The organism is Acidovorax sp. A79 (genome assembly GCF_041154505.1).
In the GTDB taxonomy this organism is placed as follows: Bacteria; Pseudomonadota; Gammaproteobacteria; order Burkholderiales; family Burkholderiaceae_C; genus Acidovorax.
The window spans coordinates 2384470-2405196 of record NZ_AP028672.1 but is presented as its reverse complement, the minus strand read 5'-3'; the positions used below and the strand labels follow the sequence as shown (position 1 = coordinate 2405196).

The window sequence follows — 20727 nt, the reverse complement described above, 5'->3', positions numbered from 1 at the left end:
AGGAGGGTTCCTAGGAAGAAAGAAGGGCGGGGCAATGCGTGCGCACCCGTGCACCCAGCCCCGTGAGCAGGTGCATCAGGCCCATCCACATGCGCTCGAACGCCGGCATTTCGCCGGGCACCTGCACCAGGTGATCGCCCAGCACGCGCTGGTGGCGGCCGGCGGTGATGGGTGGCGGCGTCTTGGCGCCAAAATCGAAAACCGCCTGCGTGAAGGGTTCCATCTGCCAGGCCTGCATGTCAGCCAGTGCGGGGGCGAGTTCGGCGGCGTAGGCCTGCACGGAGAGGCCGGCGTTGACGAGCCCGAGTGCCTGGTAGGCCTGCAGCACCAGCGCGTCGCGCTGCGGGTCGGAGGGAGGGCGCAGCAGTGCGGACCACGCCTGTGTCACTTGCGCCCGAAACCCGTCGGAGAGGCTGCGCGTGCAGCCAAAGTCGAGCACACCCACCGTGCCATCGGGGGTGAACAGGAAATTGCCCGGGTGCGGATCGGCATGCACCCGGCCCAGCACAAAAGTGCAGTGCATGAACCAGTCCCACAGGTGCTGCCCGGCCTGATCGCGTTGCTGCTGTGTGGGTTGCGTGGCCAGCCAGGCTTGCAGGTGCTGGCCCGGCAGGAACTGCTGCGTGAGCACCTGGGCCCGCGTGTGCGACAGGATGGGCCGCGCCAGCACCACGCCGGGCAAAGCCGCGTGCTGCGCAAACCATTGCAGTTGCTCGGCTTCCTGCAGGTAGTCCACCTCGCGCAGCAGCGTGGCCTCGATCTCGGCCATCACGCCGTCCACCACGGTGCTGGCGGGCAGGGGCATGTCGGTGTGGGCCAGCGCGCGCAGCGCGGTGCGCATCAATTGCATGTCGCTGGCGATGGTGGCGGCAATGCCGGGGTACTGCACCTTGACGGCCACCGTGCCGTGGCCCGCCAGCTGTGCGCGGTGCACCTGGCCCAGGCTGGCGGCGGCGAAGGCGGTGGGCTCGAAGTGGTCGAACAGCGCCTCGGGCTCCCGGCCGAAGGCCTGGCGGAACACGCGCCCCACCAGCGCGCGGTTGAGCGGCGGCGCCTGGTGGTGGGCGCGCGCCAGCTCCTGCCGCACGCCGTCGGGCAGCAGGCCCGGGTGCATGCTGAGCAGTTGCGATACCTTGAGCGCCGAACCCCGCAGCTGGCCCAGGGCGCCAAAGAGGATGCGGCCCAGGGCGGCCTCGTGGTCGGCCTGCGCCTGGGCAGACGGCGTGCTGCGCACGCGATGGCCTAGTTGGGCCATGCCGATGCGTGCCGCCGCCAGGCCCGTGATGGTGCCGCGCGCAAGCCGGCTGGTGCGCGGCGGGTCAGCGCGGGCCATGGTTTGAAGCGGCCAGTTGTTGCAGCATGGACTGCACGATGCGGCGGTGAAACGGCGTGATGACGGCCATGTAGGCATGGCCCAGCGTGTTGTGGATGTGCACCACGGTGCTGATGACCACCGTAGGCGCGCTGCCCCGCTGCCCGTGTTTGGTCAGCGAGACCTGCACATCCAGGTGTTTGTCGTCCTGCCCCATCACCACTTCGGTGTCGCTCAGATGGCGGATGAGGAAGATGCCCACGCGGTCTCCGACGCGGTAGCTGCGCGCATTGGTTGGAGAGGCTCCGCTGGCAAGCGGATGCACGTCCTGCAACTGCCCCACGCCCTTGAGGCCCACCAGCCGCACCAGCTTGTTGCGGACTGCCAAAAGTTGCTCCGTCCACCGCGGTGTCCGGGCCACCACGTCCAGCCAGGTCTGCAGTGCGCTGGTGGCGGGGCGAGGGTCGGTCGTTGTGAAGGCGTCAAAAAAATCCGCGTTGTGCAAGGTGGCATGGATGACCGTGCCAGCGGGCACCTGGACCTCGCGCACGGTGTGGGCGGTGGTCATGCGGACTTCCTCTTGCGGGACGTGGCCACTGGCTGTGCGGCGGGTGCCGGGCTGGCAGCGCGGGGTTTGCGCGGCGCACGCGGCGGCTTGGAAGGCTCCGGCGACCGGGATGGTTCAGCGGCTGCCGTGTAGGCGGGGGCCGGGTCGGGCGGTGCGCTGGCCATGGCCTGTCTGGCCAGCTGCAGCATGCCCATCAGGCCGCTGCTGTGCTGCACCATGCGGGCCATCTGGCTGCGCAGCACAAAACCACCCAGTTGCAACACGCGGTTGACGAGCCCTCCGCGCAGCGCCTGCACCAGCACGCCGAGCGAGAGGTCCACCAGCTGCGTGGTGTCGGCAAATTCCTCGGAGGTGTCGGCCAGCCAGTACGTCACCACACCGGCCAGGTAGTCGGTATACAGCCCGCCCGCCATGCCCTTGAAGTCGCAGGGCTCGATCTCGCCACTGGCCTCCGCGGCTTCCAGAAAGCTGGCGACGGCCTCGCGCAGGCTGTGCCGGGCCGCCAGGGGCTCGGCCAGCATCGACAGCGGCGAGCGCCGCGCCAGGCTGCGCACCTGGGCCACGAACTCGCGGTCGGCCAGCAGGCGCTCCAGCACCGCGTCGGTCAGGCGCTGCAGCTTTTCCTGCAGGCCGTAGCCCGCGAAGCCGGGCGTCTGCAGGGTGTCGGCCAGCGCCTGGTGGGCCACGTCGTCCAGGTAGCCCAGCACGATGCGGTCCTTGGTCGGGAAGTATTTGTAGATCGTGGCGTCGCCAATGCCGGCGGCGCGGGCGATGTCCTTCATCGTCGTGCCGTCGAAGCCCTGGCGGGTCATGAGGTCCACCGCGCTGGCCACGATCTGGCGGCGGGTGGCATCTTGCTGCTGGCGGGTGGTCTTCATTTAATATCTTTAAATTGGTAAAATTTACTATTTAAAGAATAGTGTATTCACATTAAAGAGTCAACCGGCGCTGAAACGGGCATTCGGTGCGCTGGAGGCGGCTGTTCTGAGCACCTTTTAGCCCTCTACCGCTTGTCGGTAAAGCGCAAGAAGCTATCAAAACGATAGTGTTTGTGCTGGCTCGCCCGGCCCCCCGCCATGCCATGCCATCGCCCTCCGAAACCGGCGCGCCCAAGGCCGGTGCACCCGTGGAACCGGCTTTGCCGGGCCACCGGGTGCGTCCCCCGCGGGGGACGCCGCGCAGCGGCTCAGGGGGGGAGTCGTCTCATCCCGGTGAAGGCCTCGAACTCCCAGCTGCGCATGGCCAGCAGCAGGGTGTAGCCCTCCAGCTCGCGCGGCGGCAGTTTCTGGTCGGCCAGGTGCTGCTGCGCGAAGTCCTGCGCCACGCGCTGCATGCGCTCCATGAAGGCGGGCGCCAGGCCCCGGCTGATGGTGCCGTGCACCAGCAGCACGCCTTCGCCCGGGCCGTCGAAGCCGCCCGCGAAATAGTCGAGCAGCGCATGCTCGCGAAAGTAGTTCATCACCGGCCCGTGGGGCCGCCAGCGGAAGGTCTTGGCCAGCTTGAGGCGGTAGCGGTTCAGCGGCCGCAGCTCGATGATGCCGATGCGGTCGAGCTGCGCGAGGTACTTGATGCCCTCGGCCTCGGTGAGGCGGTAGGTGGTGGTCACCTGCTCCAGCGTCCACTGGCTGAGCACGCAGATGGCCATGAGCAGCAGCTTCTTGTCGGCCACCACCGCGCGCTCCTGCTCCTGGCTCAGTTCCTTGAGCAAGGGCTGGCTGTCGGCCACGCGGCGCGCCAGGTCGGCGAAGTCCAGCGCCAGCGCGCGGCAGATAGCGTCGATGCGCGACAGCGGCATGTCGCCCTTGGCCAGCATGCGCTTGACGCTGGACTCGGCCATGCCCAGGGCCTGGGCCAGGTCCGCGTAGGTCATCTGCGCGGTCTTGAGTTCCTTTTTCAGGGCGGCAACGAGGTCGGCGGTGGTGCTCATGGGTATCGATTATCGGTACCCAGGGTGCTCCGGGTGGCCCTCCGTGCGACTTTTCGCAGCCCGGGGCCGTTGGGCTGAAGACACTGCGCGGCATCGATCCACCACCTGCCCACGGACACGACGACCATGACCGTTCTTCCCGCTCCCTTTCGCCATCGCCCCGGCCCGTCGCGCGCCGAGGGGGCCCTGCTGGGCCTCGCCGTGCTGCTGCTGGGGCTGGCGTGCCTGGGCCCGGCGCTGCCGGCCAGCACCCACCAGCATGCCTTTGCGGACCAGCGCGCGCTGTGGGGCATCCCTTGCGCGCTGGATGTCCTGAGCAACCTGCCATTCGCCGCCGCCGGCCTGTCGGGGCTGCGGTGGCTGCGGCGCGTGGAGCGCCCGGCCATGGATGCGGCCTCCCGGGTCTTCGCGGCCCTGTTCTTCGCGGGCCTGGTGTGCACGGCCGTGGGCTCCGGCCTGTACCACGCGGTGCCCGACGATGCGGGCCTGCTGTGGGACCGGCTGGGCATGGTGCTGCCTTTCGCGGGCCTGCTGGGCCTGGCGGCGGGTGGCCGGGTGAGCGCCCGGGCGGGCTGGGCCGCCGCAGGCACGGTGTTGCTGGCGGGTCCGGCTGCGGTGCTGTGGTGGTCCACCACCGGCAACCTGCTGCCCTGGGCCGTGGTGCAGTTGGGCGGGATGCTGGTGGTGCTGGCGCTGGCCCTGCTGCCCCGGCGTGCGGGCACGCTGCCGGTGCACCTGGGCGCCGTGATCGCGATGTACGCCGTGGCCAAGCTGTTCGAGGCGGCCGACCATGCCGTGTTCGACGCCACGGCGCAGTGGGTGTCGGGCCACAGCCTCAAGCACGTGCTGGCGGCTGGCGCTGCCTGGCCGGTGCTGATGGCGCTGGATGCGTTGGCGGCTTCGCGCCACAGCCGCGCACCGCGCCCCGCATTTGCCGCCATGTGCGGGCAGAATGGCGCCCACACCATGGGTGTCGCACGCGGGCAGGGCCTCCAGCCCCGGGTGCGCCGGGCCATACCAACACACACAGCAGCCACCGCCGACCCATTGGACACGAGGAGAAACGCATGAACCCCGAGACCACCCCAGCCAGCGTGCCCCAGGCGCCCCACGTGCACTCCGTGCAGCACACGGGCAGCCCGGGCCATGGGCATGAGGACCCGAACCAGTTCGCGCTGCTGCGCCAGCGGCGCTTCGCCCCGTTCTTCTGGACCCAGTTCTCCGGCGCCGCCAACGACAACCTCTTCAAGTTCGCATTCACCGTGATGGTGACGTACCAGCTCAGCGTGTCGTGGCTGCCGCCCGCGATGGCGGGGCTGGTGATCGGCGCGCTGTTCATCCTGCCGTTCCTGCTGTTCTCGGCCACCTCGGGGCAGCTCACCGACAAGTACGACAAGACGCGCATGATCCGCTTCGTGAAGAACCTGGAGATCGCCATCATGCTGGTGGCCGCCTTCGGGTTCATCGCGGGCAACGTGCCCGTCCTGCTGCTGTGCACCTTCCTCATGGGCGTGCACTCCACGCTGTTCGGGCCGGTCAAGTTCGCCTACATGCCGCAGGTGCTCAACGAGCGCGAACTCACGGGCGGCAACGGCATGGTCGAGATGGGAACCTTCGTGGCCATCCTGCTGGGCAACGTGGCGGGGGGCCTGCTGGTGGCGCTGCCGGGCATCGGCCACACCACGGTGGCCGTGGCCTGCGTGGTGGCCGCGCTGGCGGGGCGCGCCGTGGCGCAGTTCATTCCCCCGGTGCCGGCCACCGACCCGGGGCTCACGATCAACTGGAACCCCTTCACCGAGACCTGGCGCAACCTCAGGCTCGCGCATGGCAACATCGTGGTGTTCCGCTCGCTGCTGGGCATCAGCTGGATGTGGTTCTTCGGCGCGGTGTTCCTGAGCCAGTTCCCCAGCCTGGCCAAGGAGGTGCTGCACGGCAACGAGCAGGTGGCCTCGCTGCTGCTGGTGGTGTTCTCCATCGGCATCGGCATCGGCTCGCTGCTGTGCGAGGTGCTCTCGCGCCGCCATGTCGAGATCGGCCTGGTGCCCCTGGGCGCCATCGGCATGAGCGTGTTCTCCATCGACCTGTACTTCGCCGCGCGCAGCCTGCCGCCCGCGGAGATCATGGGCCTTGGCACCTTTCTCGCGCAGAGCCAGCACTGGCGCGTGATGCTCGACCTGGCGCTGCTCAGCCTGTTCGCGGGCCTGTACAGCGTGCCCATGTACGCGCTGATCCAGATGCGCAGCCAGCCCACGCACCGCGCGCGCATCATCGCGGCCAACAACATCCTGAACGCGCTGTTCATGATCGCGAGTTCGCTCATCGCGGGTGCCTTGCTGGGCGCCGGCTTCACGGTGCCGCAGATCTTCCTGTTCACCGGCCTGGCCAATGCGGTGGTGGCGTTCTACATCTTCATGCTGGTGCCCGAGTACCTGCTGCGCTTCGTGGCCTGGGTGTCCTCGCGTTTCGTCTACCGCTTCAAGGTGCAGGGCGACGAGAACCTGCCCAGCACGGGCGCGGCCATCCTGGCCTGCAACCACGTGAGCTTTGTGGATGCCGTGCTGCTCATGGCGGCCAGCCCGCGCCCCATCTACTTCGTGATGGACCACCGCATCTTTCGCGTGCCGGTGCTCGGCTGGCTGTTCCGCCTGGCCAAGGCCATCCCCATCGCGCCCTACAAGGAAGACCCCAAGACCTACGAAGCCGCCTTCGACCGCGCCGCGCAGGTGCTGCGCGAAGGCGACCTGCTGGCCATCTTTCCCGAAGGCGGCATCACCAAGGACGGGCAGCTGCAGGAGTTCAAGGGCGGCATCATGAAGATCATCGAGCGTGCGCGCGAAGAGGGCATCGAGGCGCCCGTCATTCCCATGGCGCTGACCAATCTGTGGGGCTCGTACTTCAGCCGCATCGAGCAGGGCGGGGCCATGGTGCGGCCCTTCCGGAGGGGCTTCTACAGCCGCGTGGGCCTGAACGTGGGGCACGCCGTGGCGCCGTCGGACGTGCAGCCTTCGTTGCTGCGCTCGCGCGTGGCGGACTTGCTCGGAGCCTGACCGCCATGGAGCAGGACCGGGTGGAACAGGAAGAGCGCACCGCGCTGGCCCGCAAGATCATGGCCTTTCTGCGGGAGATCGGCCTGGACGTGGCCGAGGACGAGCTTGCCGGCGGCAACAGCTTCCTGCCCGGCGTGCGCATCGCGCGCGGCGGCCTGCGGGTGGACCTGGCGCGGCTGCGGTGGCCCGGCGACCTGCTGCACGAGGCCGGACACCTGGCCGTGGTGCCCGCAGCCCTGCGCGCGGGCATGGACGATGCCCTTGCCGAACTGCCCCCCGTGCCGCACGGCGGCGAGATCGAAGCCACGGCATGGGCCTGGGCCGCCCTGCAGCATCTGCGGCTGCCATCGGCCGTGCTGTTCCACGAAGGGGGCTACCACGGCCACTCGCAGGGCTTGCGCATGACCTTCGAGCTGGGCGTGTATCTGGGCGCTGCCGGGCTGGTGTCGGCGGGCCTCGCCGCATCGCCCGCACAGGCCGCCTCTTCGGGCGTTGCGCCCTATCCGCACCTGCAGGCCTGGCTGCGCGCCTGAGCCGCGATCCTGCCGGCATGGATACATGGGCCGGGAACCGCCCTCGGGCGTTCCGCCTGGCCTGTCGCCGGGTCAGTCTTTGGGCGCACCCCGGCGCGCCGGTGGCTTGGCCCCCGGCGCTGCGTCCCCGCACGAGAGCAGCTTCTCGTAGTTGCGCCGCAGGATCAGCCCTGCGTAGTACACGTGCTCGCGCATCAGCTGCTCGGCACGCACACAGTCGCGCGCGATGACCGCCTCGATGATGCGGTGGTGGTCGCCGTGCGAGCGCAGGATGATGGGATGGTCGTCCCACAGGATGATGCGGTCCGAGGCGAAGGGAATGTTCTGCGCCTGCTCCGCGAAGCGCGTGACCCAGGGGTTGCCCGAGGCTTCCAGCAGCGTGTCGTGGATGGTCACGTTCATCTGCTGGTAGGGCTCGTGGTCTTCGGGCCGCAGTTCTCCCAGGTCCAGGATGCGGTCGCCGTCCGCCAGCGCCCCGCGCAGCCGCTGCGCCTGTTCGGGCGTGAGTCCGCGCATGGCGGCGTTGCGGCAGGCCAGGCCTTCGAGCACCGCGCGCACCTCGTAGGCCGCGACGATCTCCTCCATGTTGAAGCCGCGCACCAGGTAGCCGCGCTTGGGCTGGTGGTCGACCAGCCCCTCGCTGGCCAGGGTGCTCAGGGCGGCGCGCACGGGGGTGCGCGAAACGCCCAGCTTCTCGGCCAGGGGGATTTCCTCCAGCCGCTCGTCGGGCCGTATCTCCCCGTTGAGGATCCAGTTGCGCAGCGTCTCGGTCACGTCCTGGGCCAAAGTTCTCATCCCTGCCGCTCCAGTAGAAATTTTCTTCAAGTATACATGTGCTGCCATTAATGGCCTTTTTACGGGTTATCCCTGAGATAAATCAGTAGTCATGTATACATAATTGCCTCGCTCACGCACCATGCGTGATTTTGATCAAGAAGGGCGAGCGTGGATATGGCAAGGGTTGCAAGTGAAGATGGCGGCTGGCTGGGGTTGGCAAACCGCACCGGTGTGGTGACGGGCGCAGGCGGCGGCATCGGCCTGGAGATCGCCGTGCAGCTGCTGGCCGCGGGAGCCCGCGTCGCCTTGCTCGACCGCGATGCACAGCGCCTGGCGGAGATCGCCGGCGGACTGGGCGAGCACCCGGGCCGGGTCCTGCCGATCACCTGCGACGTGACCGACCCGCACAGCGTGCAGGCGGCGGCGGACCAGGTGCAAAAGGCCTGGGGCGCGGTGGATCTGCTGGTCAACAATGCCGCGGCCCTGTACGCCGACGCGCTGATGGACATCGCCGTCGACAAATGGAACCAGCTGCTGTCGGTGAACCTGACCGGCTACCTGCTGTGCGCCCAGGCCTTCGGGCGGCAGATGATCGCCCACGGCGGGGGCTCGATGGTCCACATCGCGTCCATCTCCGCCAGCATTCCGCAGCCCTACAGCGGGGCGTACAGCGTGAGCAAGGCGGGCGTGAAGATGCTGTCGCAGCTGCTGGCCGTCGAGCTGGGCGCGCACGGCGTGCGCAGCAACGTGGTCAGCCCCGCGATGATCCGCACGCCCATGAGCGAGGGCATCTACACGGACCCCGCGGTGCGCCTGCGGCGCGAACAGATCGTGCCCGCCGGCCGCATCAGCACGCCCTCGGACATCGCCGGCGCCGTGCTGTTCCTGTCCAGCGAGCGGGCCAGCTACATCAGCGGCCAGGAATTCCTCGTCGACGGCGGCCTGACGCAGGCCTGGCTGGGCCTGATTCCCCGCCCAGGGTTCGAGAAGAAGGACACGGCCCCACAGCCGGCCGCCTGACGCCATTGCGCTCCCCCGTTACCTCACCCCCCCAAAAAAAGGAGACTCTCGTGAAACCAGCCAAGTCCTTGCTCGTGGCCTGCGTGGCCGCACTTTCCACCTTCTGCGCGCAGGCGCAGACCGAACCGGGCCTGACCGACAAGACCATCAAGCTCGGCCTGTTCGGGCCGCTGTCGGGCAACTCCATGGCCTACGGCTTCGACGTGATGAACGCGGCCAAGATGTACTACGACAAGATCAACAAGGACGGCGGCATCCACGGGCGCAAGATCGAACTGGTGGTCGAGGACGACCGCTGCAACGCCAACGACCTGCTGGCCGCCGTGAAGAAGCTCACCGAGCAGGACAAGGTCTTCGCGCTCAACGGGGGCTCCTGCTCTGCCGCCGTGGTGGGCGCGCGCGAGTACGTGGAACGCTCGCAGATCCCCCTGGTGATGCTCAACGCGTCGGGCGACGGCGCCCTGTACCCGCCGTCGAAGTACATCTACGGCGCGTTCTCCATCTCCCAGCGCGCGGTGGGCGGCTCGATGGTGCAGTTCGCCGCCGAGCACCTCAAGGGCAAGAAGATCGGCTACATCAACCACGACGATGCCTATGGCGGGTGGAACCTCGAAGCGGCGGAGTTCCAGGCCAAGCAGCTCGGGGTGGACCTGCAGGTCCAGTCGGTCGCGCCGAACCTGACCGACGTGACCGCGCCGATGCTCAAGATCCGCGCCGCCAACCCCGACGTGCTGCTGATCACCACCTACGCGCGCCCCGTGAGCCTGCTGGTCAAGAAGGCGCAGGAGCTGGGCTGGACCAAACCCATCGTGATCGCCGTCAACGGCACGGCCGACCTCAAGCAGCTGGTCGAGAACGTGGGCAGCAAGGATGCGTTCAAGAACGTCTACCTGCAGGAAGTGATGGCCGACGTGGCCGGCGGCCCCAAGCTCAAGTGGGTCTACGACATGTACAAGGCCTACTACCCCGAGCTGGCCGCCAAGCCCGGCTATCCGCAGACCTACATGCCCTACGGCATCCCGTCGGCGATGACCGTGGTCAACGCGCTCAAGGCCGCGGGCCCGCAGCTCACGCGGGAGAAGTTCCTCACCGCGCTGTCGCAGACCAAGTTCGAGTCGAACGTGATGGCCGGCCCGATCGAGCTCACGCCCACCGACCACGCGGGCCAGAAGTCGGCCATCTACCTGAAGTTCGACGGCACCAACATGACCGCGGTCCCCGGCGCCTACCGCAGCCTCTGGACCTACCAGCCCAAGTAACCAACCAGGAGAAGGGGTCGGTCCACGCCCGCGTGCGGCCGCCCCTCCATCGCCATGAGTTTCAGTGAGATTTGGCTGTTTCTGCAGCAGGGCATCCTTTCCGGCCTGGTGACGGGCAGCGTCTATGCGCTGCTGGCCATCGCCATCGTCGCGATCTTCAAGACCACCGACGTGCCGAACTTCGCCCAGGGCGAGATCTTCATGATCGGCGGCTATGTGGCGCTGTCCCTGCTGCTGATCGCGGGCTGGTCGTACGCCGTGGTCATCCCCGTCACGGTGGTCGCCGTGGCGGTGGGCTCGGCGCTCTTCCAGCGGGTGGTGATGGAGCGGGTGACCCATTCCAAGGGCGTGGGCCCGCAGCTGGTGATCGCCACGCTGGGCCTGGCCTACATGCTCAAGGGCCTGGTGCGCCAGACCGGGCTGGGCGACACGCCGCGCTCGCTGCCGCCCCTGGTCTCCAACGACCCCGTGATCATCGGCGACGCCTTTCTCACGCGGCTCGACGTGGCGATCTTCGTCGCCTCCCTCACCGCGATGGTGCTGATCTACCTGATGTTCAACCACACGCGCATCGGCAAGGCGATGCGGGCCGTGGGCATGAACCCGCGCGCCGCGCAGATCGTCGGTATCCGCCTGTCGCGCATCCGCATGATGGTGTGGGCCATGGCGGGCCTGCTGTCCGCGCTGGCCGCCCTGCTCATCACCCCCAAGATCCTCATCACGCCGGACATCGCGCACATCGCGATCCTGGCCTACGCGGCGGCCATCGTGGGCGGCTTCACCAGCCTGCCGGGCGCCGTGCTGGGCGGCCTCGTCATCGGCATCGTCGAGAACCTGGTGGGCCTGTTCATCTCCACCAACGCCATCGTGGTCGCGCCCTTCCTGGCCATCCTGGTCACGCTGATCGTGCGTCCGCAGGGCATCCTGGGCGGCAAGCCCCAAGTCAAGAAAGTATGAAAACCATGACCCGCGATCACTGGGCATTGCTCGCTGCCGCCCTGGTTCTGTCGATCCTTCCCTTCGCCGTGTCGGGCTATGTCCTGTACGTGGTCAACCTGCTGATGGTCTTCGTGGTGCTGGCCCTGGGCATGCACGTCGTGATCGGCGAATCGGGCCAGTTCGCGCTGGCGCACGCCGCGTTCTTCGGCATCGGCATCTACACGGCCGGCATCATCAACACGGCATGGCATCCGCCCTTCGTGCTGTCCGTCCTGGCCGGCGGGGCCCTGTCGGCCGTGCTCGGCTACCTCATCGGCTACCTGGCGCTGCGCATGCGCGACATCTACCTGGCCCTGGCCACCTTCGCCTTCGGCGAGGCGATGCAATGGGTCTTCCTCACCTGGGAGCGCGTCACGGGCGGCTCCAACGGCATGAAGATGGATCCGGCCAATCTGTTCGGCTACAGGCTGACCAACGACCTGCAGGCCTACCCCTTCGTGGTGGTGCTGGCGGGGCTGATGCTGTGGCTCACCGTGGCGCTGGCGCGCTCACAGTACGGCTCGTCGCTCAGGGCCGTGCGCGAGAGCGATGTGGCCGCGATGGCCATGGGCATCAACGTCAAGGCCATGAAGCAGAGCGCGTTCGCCATCTCGGCGGCCTTCGCGGGCATCGCCGGGGGCATGTACACGCTGTTCACCTCGTTCATCCACCCGGAGAGCCTGGGCTTCCAGACCACCATCCTGGTCCTCACCATGGTCGTCGTGGGGGGCATGGGCTCGGTGCGCGGCGCGGTGGCCGGCGCCATTGCCTTCGGCCTCATCTCCGAGCTGCTGCGCCAGCTCATGTCGGTGCAGGAAATCATCTATGGCGTGATCCTCATGGGGTTCATGATGTTCATGCCCAAGGGGCTGTTCGCCGACCGCAACCGCCGCGTGGCACGCAAGCCCGCCAAGGGGGTGCAGGCATGAGCACGCGCCCCTTCCTGGAAGTCTCCGGCATCACCGTGCGCTTTGGCGGGCTGGTGGCCGTGAACAGCCTCTCGTTCGACGTGGCGCGCGGCTCGATCCATGCGCTGATCGGCCCCAACGGGGCCGGCAAGTCCACCACCTTCAACTGCATCTCCCGCTACTACCAGCCGACCGAAGGCCGCATCGTTGTGGACGGCGAGGACGTGACGCACCATGCACCTTCGCGCATGGCCGGCATGGGCATCGCGCGCACCTTCCAGAACCTGGAGCTGTTCGGCGACCTGAGCGTGTACGAGAACGTGCTGCTGGGCTGCCACTCGCACAGCGCGAACACGCTGGGCCGGCTGCTGCGCCGCCCCGGCGGCGAGATCCGCGACCTGGTGGACAGCCTCATCGAGCGCGTGGGCCTGACCCACGACCGCGAGACCCGCGCCAAGGAACTCGACTTCGGCCACCAGAAGCTGCTGGAGATCGCCCGCGCCCTGGCGCTCAAGCCGCGCCTGCTGCTGCTGGACGAACCGGCGGCCGGCCTGCGCAACCGGGACATCGAGAACCTGGACCACCTGCTGACCGAACTGGCCCAGAAGGACGGCATCACCGTGCTCCTGGTCGAGCACGTGATGCAGCTGGTGATGTCGATCTCCGACCGCATCACCGTCATGTCCTTCGGCCAGAAGATCGCCGAAGGCACCCCCAAGGAAATCAGCGAGAACCCGACCGTGATCGAAGCCTACCTCGGCAAGGGAGCGGCCCATGCCTGATCCCATGCAGCAACCAAGCCAGGGCGCACTGCTCGAAGTGCGCGGCATCAGCGCCTCCTACGGCGCCATCCAGGCGCTCTCGGGCGTGAGCCTGGCCGTGCCGCAGGGCGCCATCGTGGCCCTGCTGGGCAGCAACGGTGCTGGCAAGAGCAGCACGCTGAACGCGATCTCGCACCTCATCGATCCCACCGCCGGCGAGGTCCACTTCGCCGGCGAGCCCATCCACCGGCAGCCGTCCGACGAGATCGTCCGCAGGGGCCTCGTGCAGGTGCCCGAGGGGCGCGAGGTGTTCAAGGAAATGAGCGTGCGCGAGAACCTGGAGCTGGGCGCCTTCCTGCGCCGCGACCGCGCCGCGATCGCCGAGGACCTGGACAAGGTCTACACCCTGTTTGCGCGGCTCAAGGAACGCTCCGAGCAGCGGGCGGCCACGCTGTCGGGCGGCGAGCAGCAGATGCTGGCCATCGGCCGCGCACTCATGTCCCGCCCGCGGCTGATCATGTTCGACGAGCCTTCGATGGGGCTGTCGCCGCTGCTCGTCGAGCAGATCTTCGAGGCGATCCAGCGGCTCAACCGGGAGCAGGGTCTCACCATCCTGCTCGTGGAGCAGGACGTGCGCCTGGCGCTCACGGTGGCCAGCCACGCCTACATCCTGGAAAACGGCGAGATCACGCTGCAGGGCGCGGCGGCCCAGCTCATGGACGACCCGGCCGTGCGCCGGGCCTACCTCGGCGTCTGAACGGCGCCCATTCAGCAGGAGAAATTGGATGGATTTGTTGAAAGGCAAGCTCGCGCTGGTGACCGGCGCCGGCGGGGGACTGGGCTCGGCCATTGCGCTGGGCTTCGCGAACGAGGGCGCCAAGGTGATCTGCGCCGACATCGGTGCGGACAAGGCTGAGGCCACGGCCCGGCGCATCCGCGATGCCGGCGGCGAGGCCTGGAGCGTGGTGCTGGACGTGTGCGACCGGGCCGCCGTCCAGGCCTGCGCCGCGGACCTGCAGGCGCGCATCGGCCCGATCGACGTGCTGATCAACAACGCAGGCATTTCCGGCCGCGCGCGCATCGACGACCCGCACGCGCCCGAGGTGTGGGACCGCCTCATCGACGTGAACCTGCAGGGCCTGTTCAACGTCACGCATGCCTTCGTGCCGGCGTTGAAGAAGACCCGGGGGTGCATCGTGAACCTGTCGTCCATCGTGGCGTTCGTGAGCGGCATCTCGTCGGCGGGGTATGTCGCCTCCAAGGGCGCCGTGCGTTCGCTGACCCAGGTGCTGGCCCGCGACCTGGCGCCTTTTGGGGTGCGCGCCAATGCGGTCGCGCCCGGGCTGATGCTGACCGAGATGGTCGCCCCGCAGCTGGCCGTGCCCGGCGGCACGGACTGGTACATGAAGCGCGTGCCCGCGGGCCGCGGCGGCGAGGTCGAGGAAATCGTCGGACCCGTGGTCTTTCTTTCCTCCCACATGGCCAGCTATGTGAATGGTGTGGTGCTGCCCGTCGATGGCGGCTTTCTCTCGGCTTGATCGGAATCTTCGCAAACACATGGACGACAACAGCAACAGCAAACCGATTGCCCTGGTCACCGGCGGGGCCGGTGGAATGGGCCTGGCCACGGTCGAACGCCTGGCCCGCGACGGCTACGCCGTGGTGATGGTGGACCGCGATGAAGTCCTGGCGCAGCGCGAGACTGGCCGCTTGAAGGGCCTGGGCCTGGATGTGCAGTGCCGCGTGCTCGACCTGACGGACGAAGCGGCCGTGCGCGGCCTGGTGCACTCCCTGCCCCCAGTGCGCGCTCTGGTCAACAACGCCGGCATCTTCGACGAGCGCAAGTTCCTGGAGGTGAGCAACGACGACTTTCGCCGTGCCTACGAGGTCAACCTCATCGCCGTGGCCACGCTCACACAGGAAGTGGCCAGGACCATGCCCGAGGGCGGCCGCATCGTGAACATCGCTTCGCGCGCGTACCTGGGGGCGAAGAACCACCCGCACTACGTGGCCTCCAAGGCCGCCGTGGTCGGCTACACGCGCGCCAGCGCCATGGAACTGGCGCCGCGCGGCATCCTGGTCAACGCGATCGCGCCGGGGCTGATCGACACGCCCATCCTGCGCGCGCTCACGCCCGAGCGGCTGGCGGCGCAGCTCGCGCTGCAGCCCACGGGCAAGGCCGGCAGGCCGGAAGACATCGCCCAGGCGGTGGCCTTCCTGGTGTCGCCGCAGACCGGCTTCATCACCGGGCAGGTGCTGTTCGTCGATGGCGGCAAGTCGCTGGGTGGGTCGGGCGCATGACGGCCCCCCACTGGGATGCCGAGTACGACGTCGTCGTGATCGGCGCGGGCGCGGGCGGCATGGCCGCCGCGCTGACCGCGAAGATCGAAGGCTGCAGCGTGCTGCTGGTCGAGAAGACCGACCGCGTGGGCGGCTCCACCGCCGTGTCCGGCGGGGCCGTGTGGGCGCCGCTCAATGCGCAGTCGGCGCGGGTGGGCCACCCCGACAGCTTCGAGAAGGTGTGGACCTACCTGCGCAACACGGTGGGCGACGCGGCGCCGGCCGGGATGCAGCAGGCCTTCCTGCGCCACGGCGCCGGCATGGTCGACTACTTCGAGAAGCACACCGCCGTGCGGCTTGTCGCGCGCAGCTACTCCCCCGACTACTACCCCGACCGCGAGGGCGCGGCCTTCGGCGGCCGGTCGCTCGACCCGGCGACGTTCGACGGGCGGGAACTGGGCGCGTATTTCCGGGAACTGCGCGACCCCCTGCCCGAGTTCATGGTACTGGGCGGAATGATGGTCAACATGACCGACGCCAGGCACCTGCTGGCGGTCACGCGCTCGTTCACGGCATGGCGCGAGGGCATGAAGCTCGTGCTGCGCTACTTCGCCGACCGGCTGCGCGGCTACCACCGGGGCACACGCCTGGTGCTGGGCAATGCGCTGGCGGCCCGGCTTTTCAAGAGCGTGATCGACCGTGGTATCGACTACTGGCTGGACACACCGGTGGAGAAGCTGGACGTGTCCCATGGCGCGGTGGTGGGCGTCTCGCTGGTGCGCGCGGGCAAGCCGGTGCAGGTGCGGGCGCGCCGCGGCGTGGTGGTGGCCACGGGGGGATTCCCCTGGAGCGAGGAACTGCGCAGTGCGCACTACCCCGCGCCGACGGGGCCCTGGTCCATGTCGCCGCAGGGCAACCGGGGCGAGGGCATCGCGCTGGCGCGCGAAGCCGGCGCGGTGCTGGGGCAGGGCCATACCAACCCGGCGTTCTGGGCGCCGGTCTCCATCCTGCAGCGGCCCGATGGCTCGGTCGTGCGCTATCCGCACCTGGTCTGGGACCGTGCCAAGCCCGGCCTCATGGCCGTGAATGGGGCCGGCCAGCGCTTCGTCAACGAAGCGACCTCGTACCACGAGTTCGTGCGGGCGATGTACCGCTCCCACGCCACGGTGCCCACGCTGCCGGCCTACCTGGTCTGCGACAGCGACTTCATGGAGCAATGGGGCATGGGCCTGGCGTTGCCGGGCGGGCGGCCGCGCGATCACCTCGTCAAGGCCGGCTACCTGGTGAAGGCGCCGACATTGCGGGCGCTGGGCGATGCCCTGGGCATCGGCGGCGCCGCGCTGCAGGCCACGGCCGAGCGCTTCAACGCGCAGGCCGACCAGGGGCGCGACGACGACTTCGGCAAGGGCAGCACCGAATACAACCGCTACCTGGGCGACGCGGCGCACCAGCCCAACCCCTGCATCGGTGCCTTGCGCCAGGGCCCGTTCTATGCCGTGAAGGTGTTCGCGGGCGACATTGGCACGGCCGTGGGCATTGCCTGCAACGAAAATGCCCAGGCGCTCGATGCCGCCGGCCAGCCCATCCCGGGCCTCTACGCGGCGGGCAATGACATGCATTCGGTGATGGGCGGCGAGTACCCCGCGCCCGGCATCACCCTGGGGCCCGCGCTGACCTTCGGGTGGATCGCGGGCCGCCAGCTGGCGCAGGCAGCGCCTTCCCATCCATGAACCGGTAAACTTCCATGCAGATCTATTTCTCTCCGTTCTCTCCCTATGTGCGCAAGTGCCTGGTGACGGCGCACGAGCTGGGCCTCAGCGACCGCGTGCAATTGCTGCCGTCGAACGCCAACCCGGTCCGGCGCGACCAGGACATCATCGCCAGGAACCCGCTGGGCAAGGTGCCGACCTTCATCACCGACGAGGGCGCCGTGCTGTACGACAGCCGCGTCATCTGCGAATACCTCGACGAGATCGGCAACGGAACGCTGTTTCCCCGCAGTGGCGATGCGCGCTGGAATGCGCTGACGCTGCAGGCGCTTGGAGACGGCATCCTCGACGGCGCGCTGATCGCCCGCTATGAGGACGTGGCGCGGCCCGAGCCGCTGCGCTGGCCCGAGTGGCGCGCCGCGCAGCTGGACAAGGCCGAGACTTCGCTGGCCCACCTGTCCGCGAACCCCGCACTCATCGCGCCGCAGCGGCTGGACATCGGCACGCTCACGGTGGCCTGTGCGCTGTGGTACCTGGATCTCAGGTTTGCGGACTTCGGATGGCGCCAGCGCCATCCCGCCGTTGCGGCCTGGTACGAGGCATTTTCAAAGCGTCCATCGTTGCAGGCGAGCTGGGCGCTGTGATCCGGCGCGCGCCAGCGCCCCATCGCTGCCGCGCTCACTCCGCCCGGATGTTCGCGCGCTGGGCGATCGCGCGCATGCGCGGCAGTTCGTCCTCGATCCGCGCCAGCACGGCGTCGCCGCTGGCATAGGACTGCTCCAGCCCGCTGGCGATGAGCTTGCTGCGGATCTCGGCATCCGCCATGGTCTCGGCCAGGGCCTTGCCCAGCTTCGCCTTGACTTCGGCGGGCAGGCCGCGCGGCGCCACGACGGCCAGCCACGAATCCGCGGCAAAACCCGCGAAGCCACTTTCCGCCACCGTGGGCACATCCGGCAGCTGCGTGGCCCGCGCCGCGCCGGTGACCACGATGGGCTTGATCTTGCCGCCCTTGAGCTGCGGCAGCGCGGCCGCCACCGTGTCGATGGTGAACGGGATCTGCCCACCGATCAGGTCGCTCATGGCGGGTGCGCTGCCCCGGTAGGGCACATGCATCAGCTGGATGCCGGTGGCCGACCACATCAGCTCGGCGGCAAAGTGGCCCGTGGTGCCGCTGCCGAACGAGCCGTAGGAGAACTTGTCCGGAGCGCGCTTCACCGCCGCGATCAGCTGCGGGAGGTTGGCCACCGGCACATCGCGGTGGGCCAGCAGGATCAGCGGCACGCGCGCCACCATGCCGATGGGCTCGAAGCTCTTGACCGGGTCGTACGGCAGCTTGTTGTTGAGCGCCGGGTTGACGGTGAAGGTGGAGCCCGAGCTGATCAGCAGCGTGTAGCCGTCGGCCGGAGCGTTGGCCACGAAGGATGCGCCCACGATGGTGCCCGCGCCGGCCTTGTTCTCGACCACCACCGCCTGGCCCAGGCGTTCGCCCAGCTTCTTGCTGATGAGCCGGCCCACGATGTCGACGGCCCCGCCGGGCGGAAAGGGCACCACCAGCTGCACCGGCTTGGCGGGGTAGCCATCGGCGTGCGCCATGCGCCCCCAACCCAAGCCTGCGATGGCTGCCATGAACAACAAGGCGACGCCGGTGCGTCTTTTCGGCTGTGGGCATTTCATGTGGCGGTCCTTCTGGTGCGGGTTGTTCACCCTGCGTTGCGGCTGTGAACAAGGGGAAGGCGCGCCAGTCTTCGTCTCGCTCTGGCCACGCCTGTCGCTACTGCGGAGTTGTCGAGGCCGCCAGGGCGATGAGATGAGGGCACGGGACCATGGCGGTGGAAGACCGGGTGGCATGCGCAGGTCTTGTGAGGGCAGAGCGGGGGGCGCTCAGATCACGGACAGCCCGGCCAGCCGGCACAGGCGCTGTTGCTCCGTTTCCTCGCGCGGCGGTGCGTCAGCCGTTGCGAAAAAGAAAGCTGTAGGCGTTCAACGCCGGCACCCCTCCCAGGTGCGCGTACAGCACGCGGGAGCCTTCGGGGAATTCGCCCTTGCGCACCATGTCGATCATGCCGTGCATGGACTTGCCTTCGTACACCGGGTCGGTGAGCATGCCTTCCTGGCGTGCGCACAGGCGGATGGCTTCGAGCGTGCCCTCGTTGGGCAGGCCGTATTCGGGGCCGCCGTAGCGCGTGTCGAGCACCACGTCCTCGGCCGTGATCTCCTGGCCCAGCTCCACCAGCTTGGCCGTGTTCTGCGCGATGCGCAGCACCTGGGCATGCGTCTTCTCGGGCTTGGCCGAGGCGTCGATGCCGATCACCTTGCGCGCCCGGCCGTCGGCCGCAAAGCCCACCACCATGCCGGCCTGCGTGCTGCCCGTGACCGAGCACACGACGATGTAGTCAAACGTAAAGCCCAGCTCCTTCTCCTGCTGGCGCACTTCCTCGGCAAAGCCCACGAAGCCCAGGCCGCCGTACGGGTGCTCGGAGCAGCCGGCGGGGATGGGGAAGGGCTTGCCGCCGGCTTTCTTCACGTCTTCCATGGCCTGCTCCCAGCTCGGGCGGATGCCGATGTCGAAGCCCGCGGCGTCCAGGCGCACGTCGGCGCCCATGATGCGGCTCATCTCGATGTTGCCCACGCGGTCGTACACCGCGTCGGAGTAGTTGACCCAGTTCTCCTGCACCAGCACGCATTTCATGCCCAGGTGCGCGGCCACGGCGGCCACCTGGCGCGTCTGGTTGGACTGGATGCCGCCGATGGAGACCAGCGTGTCGTAGCCGCCCGCGATCGCCTCGGGGATGAGGTATTCGAGCTTGCGCGTCTTGTTGCCGCCAAAGGCCAGGCCCGAGTTGCAGTCCTCGCGCTTGGCATACAGGTGCACCTTGCCGCCCAGGTGGGCCGACAGGCGCGGCAGCGCGGTGATGGGCGAGGGCCCGAAGGTGAGCGGGTGGCGGGCGAATTTCTGCAGGTTCATGGCGGGTTTCCGGTCGATGGAAGGGATGGTGCAAGAGGTGGCTTGCAGTGCCTTCATCGTAGGAAAACACGCGCATACAGTGGTTGCGAATTTCTTCCTGATTTCAGCGTTTCAGGTTTGTGTATGAGAATATGAAAAACTAATATTTCTCACAGATCACCATGCGCACAACAAAAGTTCGTGCCAAGAATGTGCCGCAGTCCGATGTGTCGGCCGAGCTGGACCGTACCGACAAGGCCATCCTGCGCCAGCTGCAGCGTGATGCCTCGCTGTCCAATGTGGCGCTGGCCGAGAAGGTGCACCTGAGCCCGCCCGCCTGCCTGCGCCGCGTGGAGCGGCTCAAGCGCCTGGGGCTCATCGACGGCATCGTGGCGTTGCTCAACCCCCAGGCCGTGGGCGCGGGCATGCTGGTGATGATTGGGGTGGTGCTCGACCGCTCCACGCCCGAGTCGTTTGCCGAGTTTGAAAAGGCGGCGGCCAAGGTGTCCGGCTGCATGGAATGCCATGTGGTCACCGGCGAGTTCGACTACTTCATGCTGGTGCGCACGCGCGACAACGACAGCTTCAACCGGCTGCATGCCGAGCAGCTGCTCTACCTGCCGGGGGTGCGGCAGGTGCGCTCGTTCATGGTGCTGCGCAATGTGCTGTCCACCACCGAGCTGCCGCTGGCGCTGTAGCGGCGG

The 20727-nt window shown here is 68.3% G+C and carries 21 protein-coding genes; 14 read left to right on the top strand and 7 right to left on the bottom strand.

The window, feature by feature from the left end:
• Positions 1 to 10: 10 nt before the first annotated feature.
• From ACAM51_RS10975 to ACAM51_RS10960, 4 genes are all read right to left on the bottom strand, one after another.
• Entirely contained in the window at positions 11 to 1333 is a 1323-nt protein-coding gene (locus tag ACAM51_RS10975) for an ABC1 kinase family protein (RefSeq protein WP_369643551.1), read from the bottom strand.
• Positions 1320 to 1880 carry a DUF2867 domain-containing protein gene (locus ACAM51_RS10970; RefSeq protein ID WP_369643550.1) on the bottom strand — a complete coding sequence of 187 codons (561 nt, stop codon included), beginning with the start codon at positions 1878 to 1880 and terminating at the stop codon, positions 1320 to 1322. Before ACAM51_RS10970 ends, ACAM51_RS10975 begins: the two co-directional genes overlap by 14 nt.
• Positions 1877 to 2758 (bottom strand): TetR/AcrR family transcriptional regulator, encoded by an 882-nt coding sequence (locus ACAM51_RS10965; RefSeq protein WP_369643549.1) that lies wholly within the window; start codon positions 2756 to 2758, stop codon positions 1877 to 1879. Before ACAM51_RS10965 ends, ACAM51_RS10970 begins: the two co-directional genes overlap by 4 nt.
• Positions 2759 to 3066: 308 nt before the next feature.
• Positions 3067 to 3807: a helix-turn-helix transcriptional regulator gene (locus tag ACAM51_RS10960; protein ID WP_218296863.1), complete on the bottom strand. Its 741-nt coding sequence runs from the start codon at positions 3805 to 3807 to the stop codon at positions 3067 to 3069.
• A 126-nt stretch (positions 3808 to 3933) separates the two neighbouring features.
• On the opposite strand from ACAM51_RS10960, the gene ACAM51_RS10955 reads away from it, so the two are divergent.
• Genes ACAM51_RS10955 through ACAM51_RS10945 form a run of 3 tightly spaced genes read left to right on the top strand, consistent with a single transcriptional unit; the run spans position 3934 to position 7387 of the window.
• On the top strand, positions 3934 to 4878 hold the full coding sequence (locus ACAM51_RS10955) for a hypothetical protein (RefSeq protein WP_369643548.1): 945 nt from the start codon (positions 3934 to 3936) through the stop codon (positions 4876 to 4878).
• On the top strand, positions 4875 to 6854 hold the full coding sequence (locus ACAM51_RS10950) for an MFS transporter (protein ID WP_255594830.1): 1980 nt from the start codon (positions 4875 to 4877) through the stop codon (positions 6852 to 6854). The genes ACAM51_RS10955 and ACAM51_RS10950 overlap by 4 nt, the downstream gene beginning before the upstream one ends.
• A 5-nt stretch (positions 6855 to 6859) precedes the next feature.
• Positions 6860 to 7387 carry a hypothetical protein gene (locus ACAM51_RS10945; protein ID WP_255591620.1) on the top strand — a complete coding sequence of 176 codons (528 nt, stop codon included), beginning with the start codon at positions 6860 to 6862 and terminating at the stop codon, positions 7385 to 7387.
• A 72-nt stretch (positions 7388 to 7459) separates the two neighbouring features.
• Here the strand turns inward: ACAM51_RS10945 and ACAM51_RS10940 are convergent, their stop codons facing one another.
• Positions 7460 to 8182, bottom strand: coding sequence for a GntR family transcriptional regulator (locus ACAM51_RS10940; RefSeq protein WP_369643547.1), 723 nt, complete (start codon positions 8180 to 8182; stop codon positions 7460 to 7462).
• A gap of 156 nt (positions 8183 to 8338) precedes the next feature.
• On the opposite strand from ACAM51_RS10940, the gene ACAM51_RS10935 reads away from it, so the two are divergent.
• From ACAM51_RS10935 to ACAM51_RS10890, 10 genes are read left to right on the top strand one after another with little or no spacing between them, the layout of a single operon-like run.
• Entirely contained in the window at positions 8339 to 9184 is an 846-nt protein-coding gene (locus tag ACAM51_RS10935) for an SDR family NAD(P)-dependent oxidoreductase (protein ID WP_218296865.1), read from the top strand.
• A 50-nt stretch (positions 9185 to 9234) separates the two neighbouring features.
• Positions 9235 to 10443 carry an ABC transporter substrate-binding protein gene (locus tag ACAM51_RS10930; RefSeq protein WP_218296866.1) on the top strand — a complete coding sequence of 403 codons (1209 nt, stop codon included), beginning with the start codon at positions 9235 to 9237 and terminating at the stop codon, positions 10441 to 10443.
• Between the two features lie 54 nt (positions 10444 to 10497).
• Complete coding sequence (locus ACAM51_RS10925; protein ID WP_369643546.1) at positions 10498 to 11400, top strand: branched-chain amino acid ABC transporter permease; 903 nt, start codon at positions 10498 to 10500, stop codon at positions 11398 to 11400.
• A gap of 5 nt (positions 11401 to 11405) precedes the next feature.
• Positions 11406 to 12350: a branched-chain amino acid ABC transporter permease gene (locus tag ACAM51_RS10920; RefSeq protein WP_369643545.1), complete on the top strand. Its 945-nt coding sequence runs from the start codon at positions 11406 to 11408 to the stop codon at positions 12348 to 12350.
• On the top strand, positions 12347 to 13111 hold the full coding sequence (locus ACAM51_RS10915; protein ID WP_218296869.1) for an ABC transporter ATP-binding protein: 765 nt from the start codon (positions 12347 to 12349) through the stop codon (positions 13109 to 13111). The genes ACAM51_RS10920 and ACAM51_RS10915 overlap by 4 nt, the downstream gene beginning before the upstream one ends.
• A complete protein-coding gene (locus ACAM51_RS10910; protein ID WP_255591621.1) occupies positions 13104 to 13847 on the top strand; it encodes an ABC transporter ATP-binding protein in 744 nt (247 codons plus the stop codon). The genes ACAM51_RS10915 and ACAM51_RS10910 overlap by 8 nt, the downstream gene beginning before the upstream one ends.
• Positions 13848 to 13875: 28 nt before the next feature.
• Positions 13876 to 14628 carry an SDR family NAD(P)-dependent oxidoreductase gene (locus tag ACAM51_RS10905; RefSeq protein ID WP_218296870.1) on the top strand — a complete coding sequence of 251 codons (753 nt, stop codon included), beginning with the start codon at positions 13876 to 13878 and terminating at the stop codon, positions 14626 to 14628.
• Between the two features lie 19 nt (positions 14629 to 14647).
• Positions 14648 to 15391, top strand: coding sequence for an SDR family NAD(P)-dependent oxidoreductase (locus tag ACAM51_RS10900; RefSeq protein ID WP_369643544.1), 744 nt, complete (start codon positions 14648 to 14650; stop codon positions 15389 to 15391).
• Complete coding sequence (locus tag ACAM51_RS10895; protein WP_369643543.1) at positions 15388 to 17100, top strand: FAD-dependent oxidoreductase; 1713 nt, start codon at positions 15388 to 15390, stop codon at positions 17098 to 17100. The genes ACAM51_RS10900 and ACAM51_RS10895 overlap by 4 nt, the downstream gene beginning before the upstream one ends.
• 14 nt (positions 17101 to 17114) lie before the next feature.
• Entirely contained in the window at positions 17115 to 17723 is a 609-nt protein-coding gene (locus tag ACAM51_RS10890; RefSeq protein ID WP_218341272.1) for a glutathione S-transferase, read from the top strand.
• A gap of 34 nt (positions 17724 to 17757) precedes the next feature.
• Here the strand turns inward: ACAM51_RS10890 and ACAM51_RS10885 are convergent, their stop codons facing one another.
• Positions 17758 to 18705 carry a tripartite tricarboxylate transporter substrate binding protein gene (locus ACAM51_RS10885; protein ID WP_255591622.1) on the bottom strand — a complete coding sequence of 316 codons (948 nt, stop codon included), beginning with the start codon at positions 18703 to 18705 and terminating at the stop codon, positions 17758 to 17760.
• A gap of 322 nt (positions 18706 to 19027) precedes the next feature.
• Complete coding sequence (locus ACAM51_RS10880; protein WP_218296875.1) at positions 19028 to 20044, bottom strand: 1-aminocyclopropane-1-carboxylate deaminase; 1017 nt, start codon at positions 20042 to 20044, stop codon at positions 19028 to 19030.
• Between the two features lie 161 nt (positions 20045 to 20205).
• Here ACAM51_RS10880 and ACAM51_RS10875 point away from each other — a divergent pair, with 161 nt between their 5' ends.
• Positions 20206 to 20721, top strand: a complete 516-nt coding sequence (locus ACAM51_RS10875) for an Lrp/AsnC family transcriptional regulator (RefSeq protein ID WP_218341274.1) — start codon at positions 20206 to 20208, stop codon at positions 20719 to 20721.
• Positions 20722 to 20727: the final 6 nt, after the last annotated feature.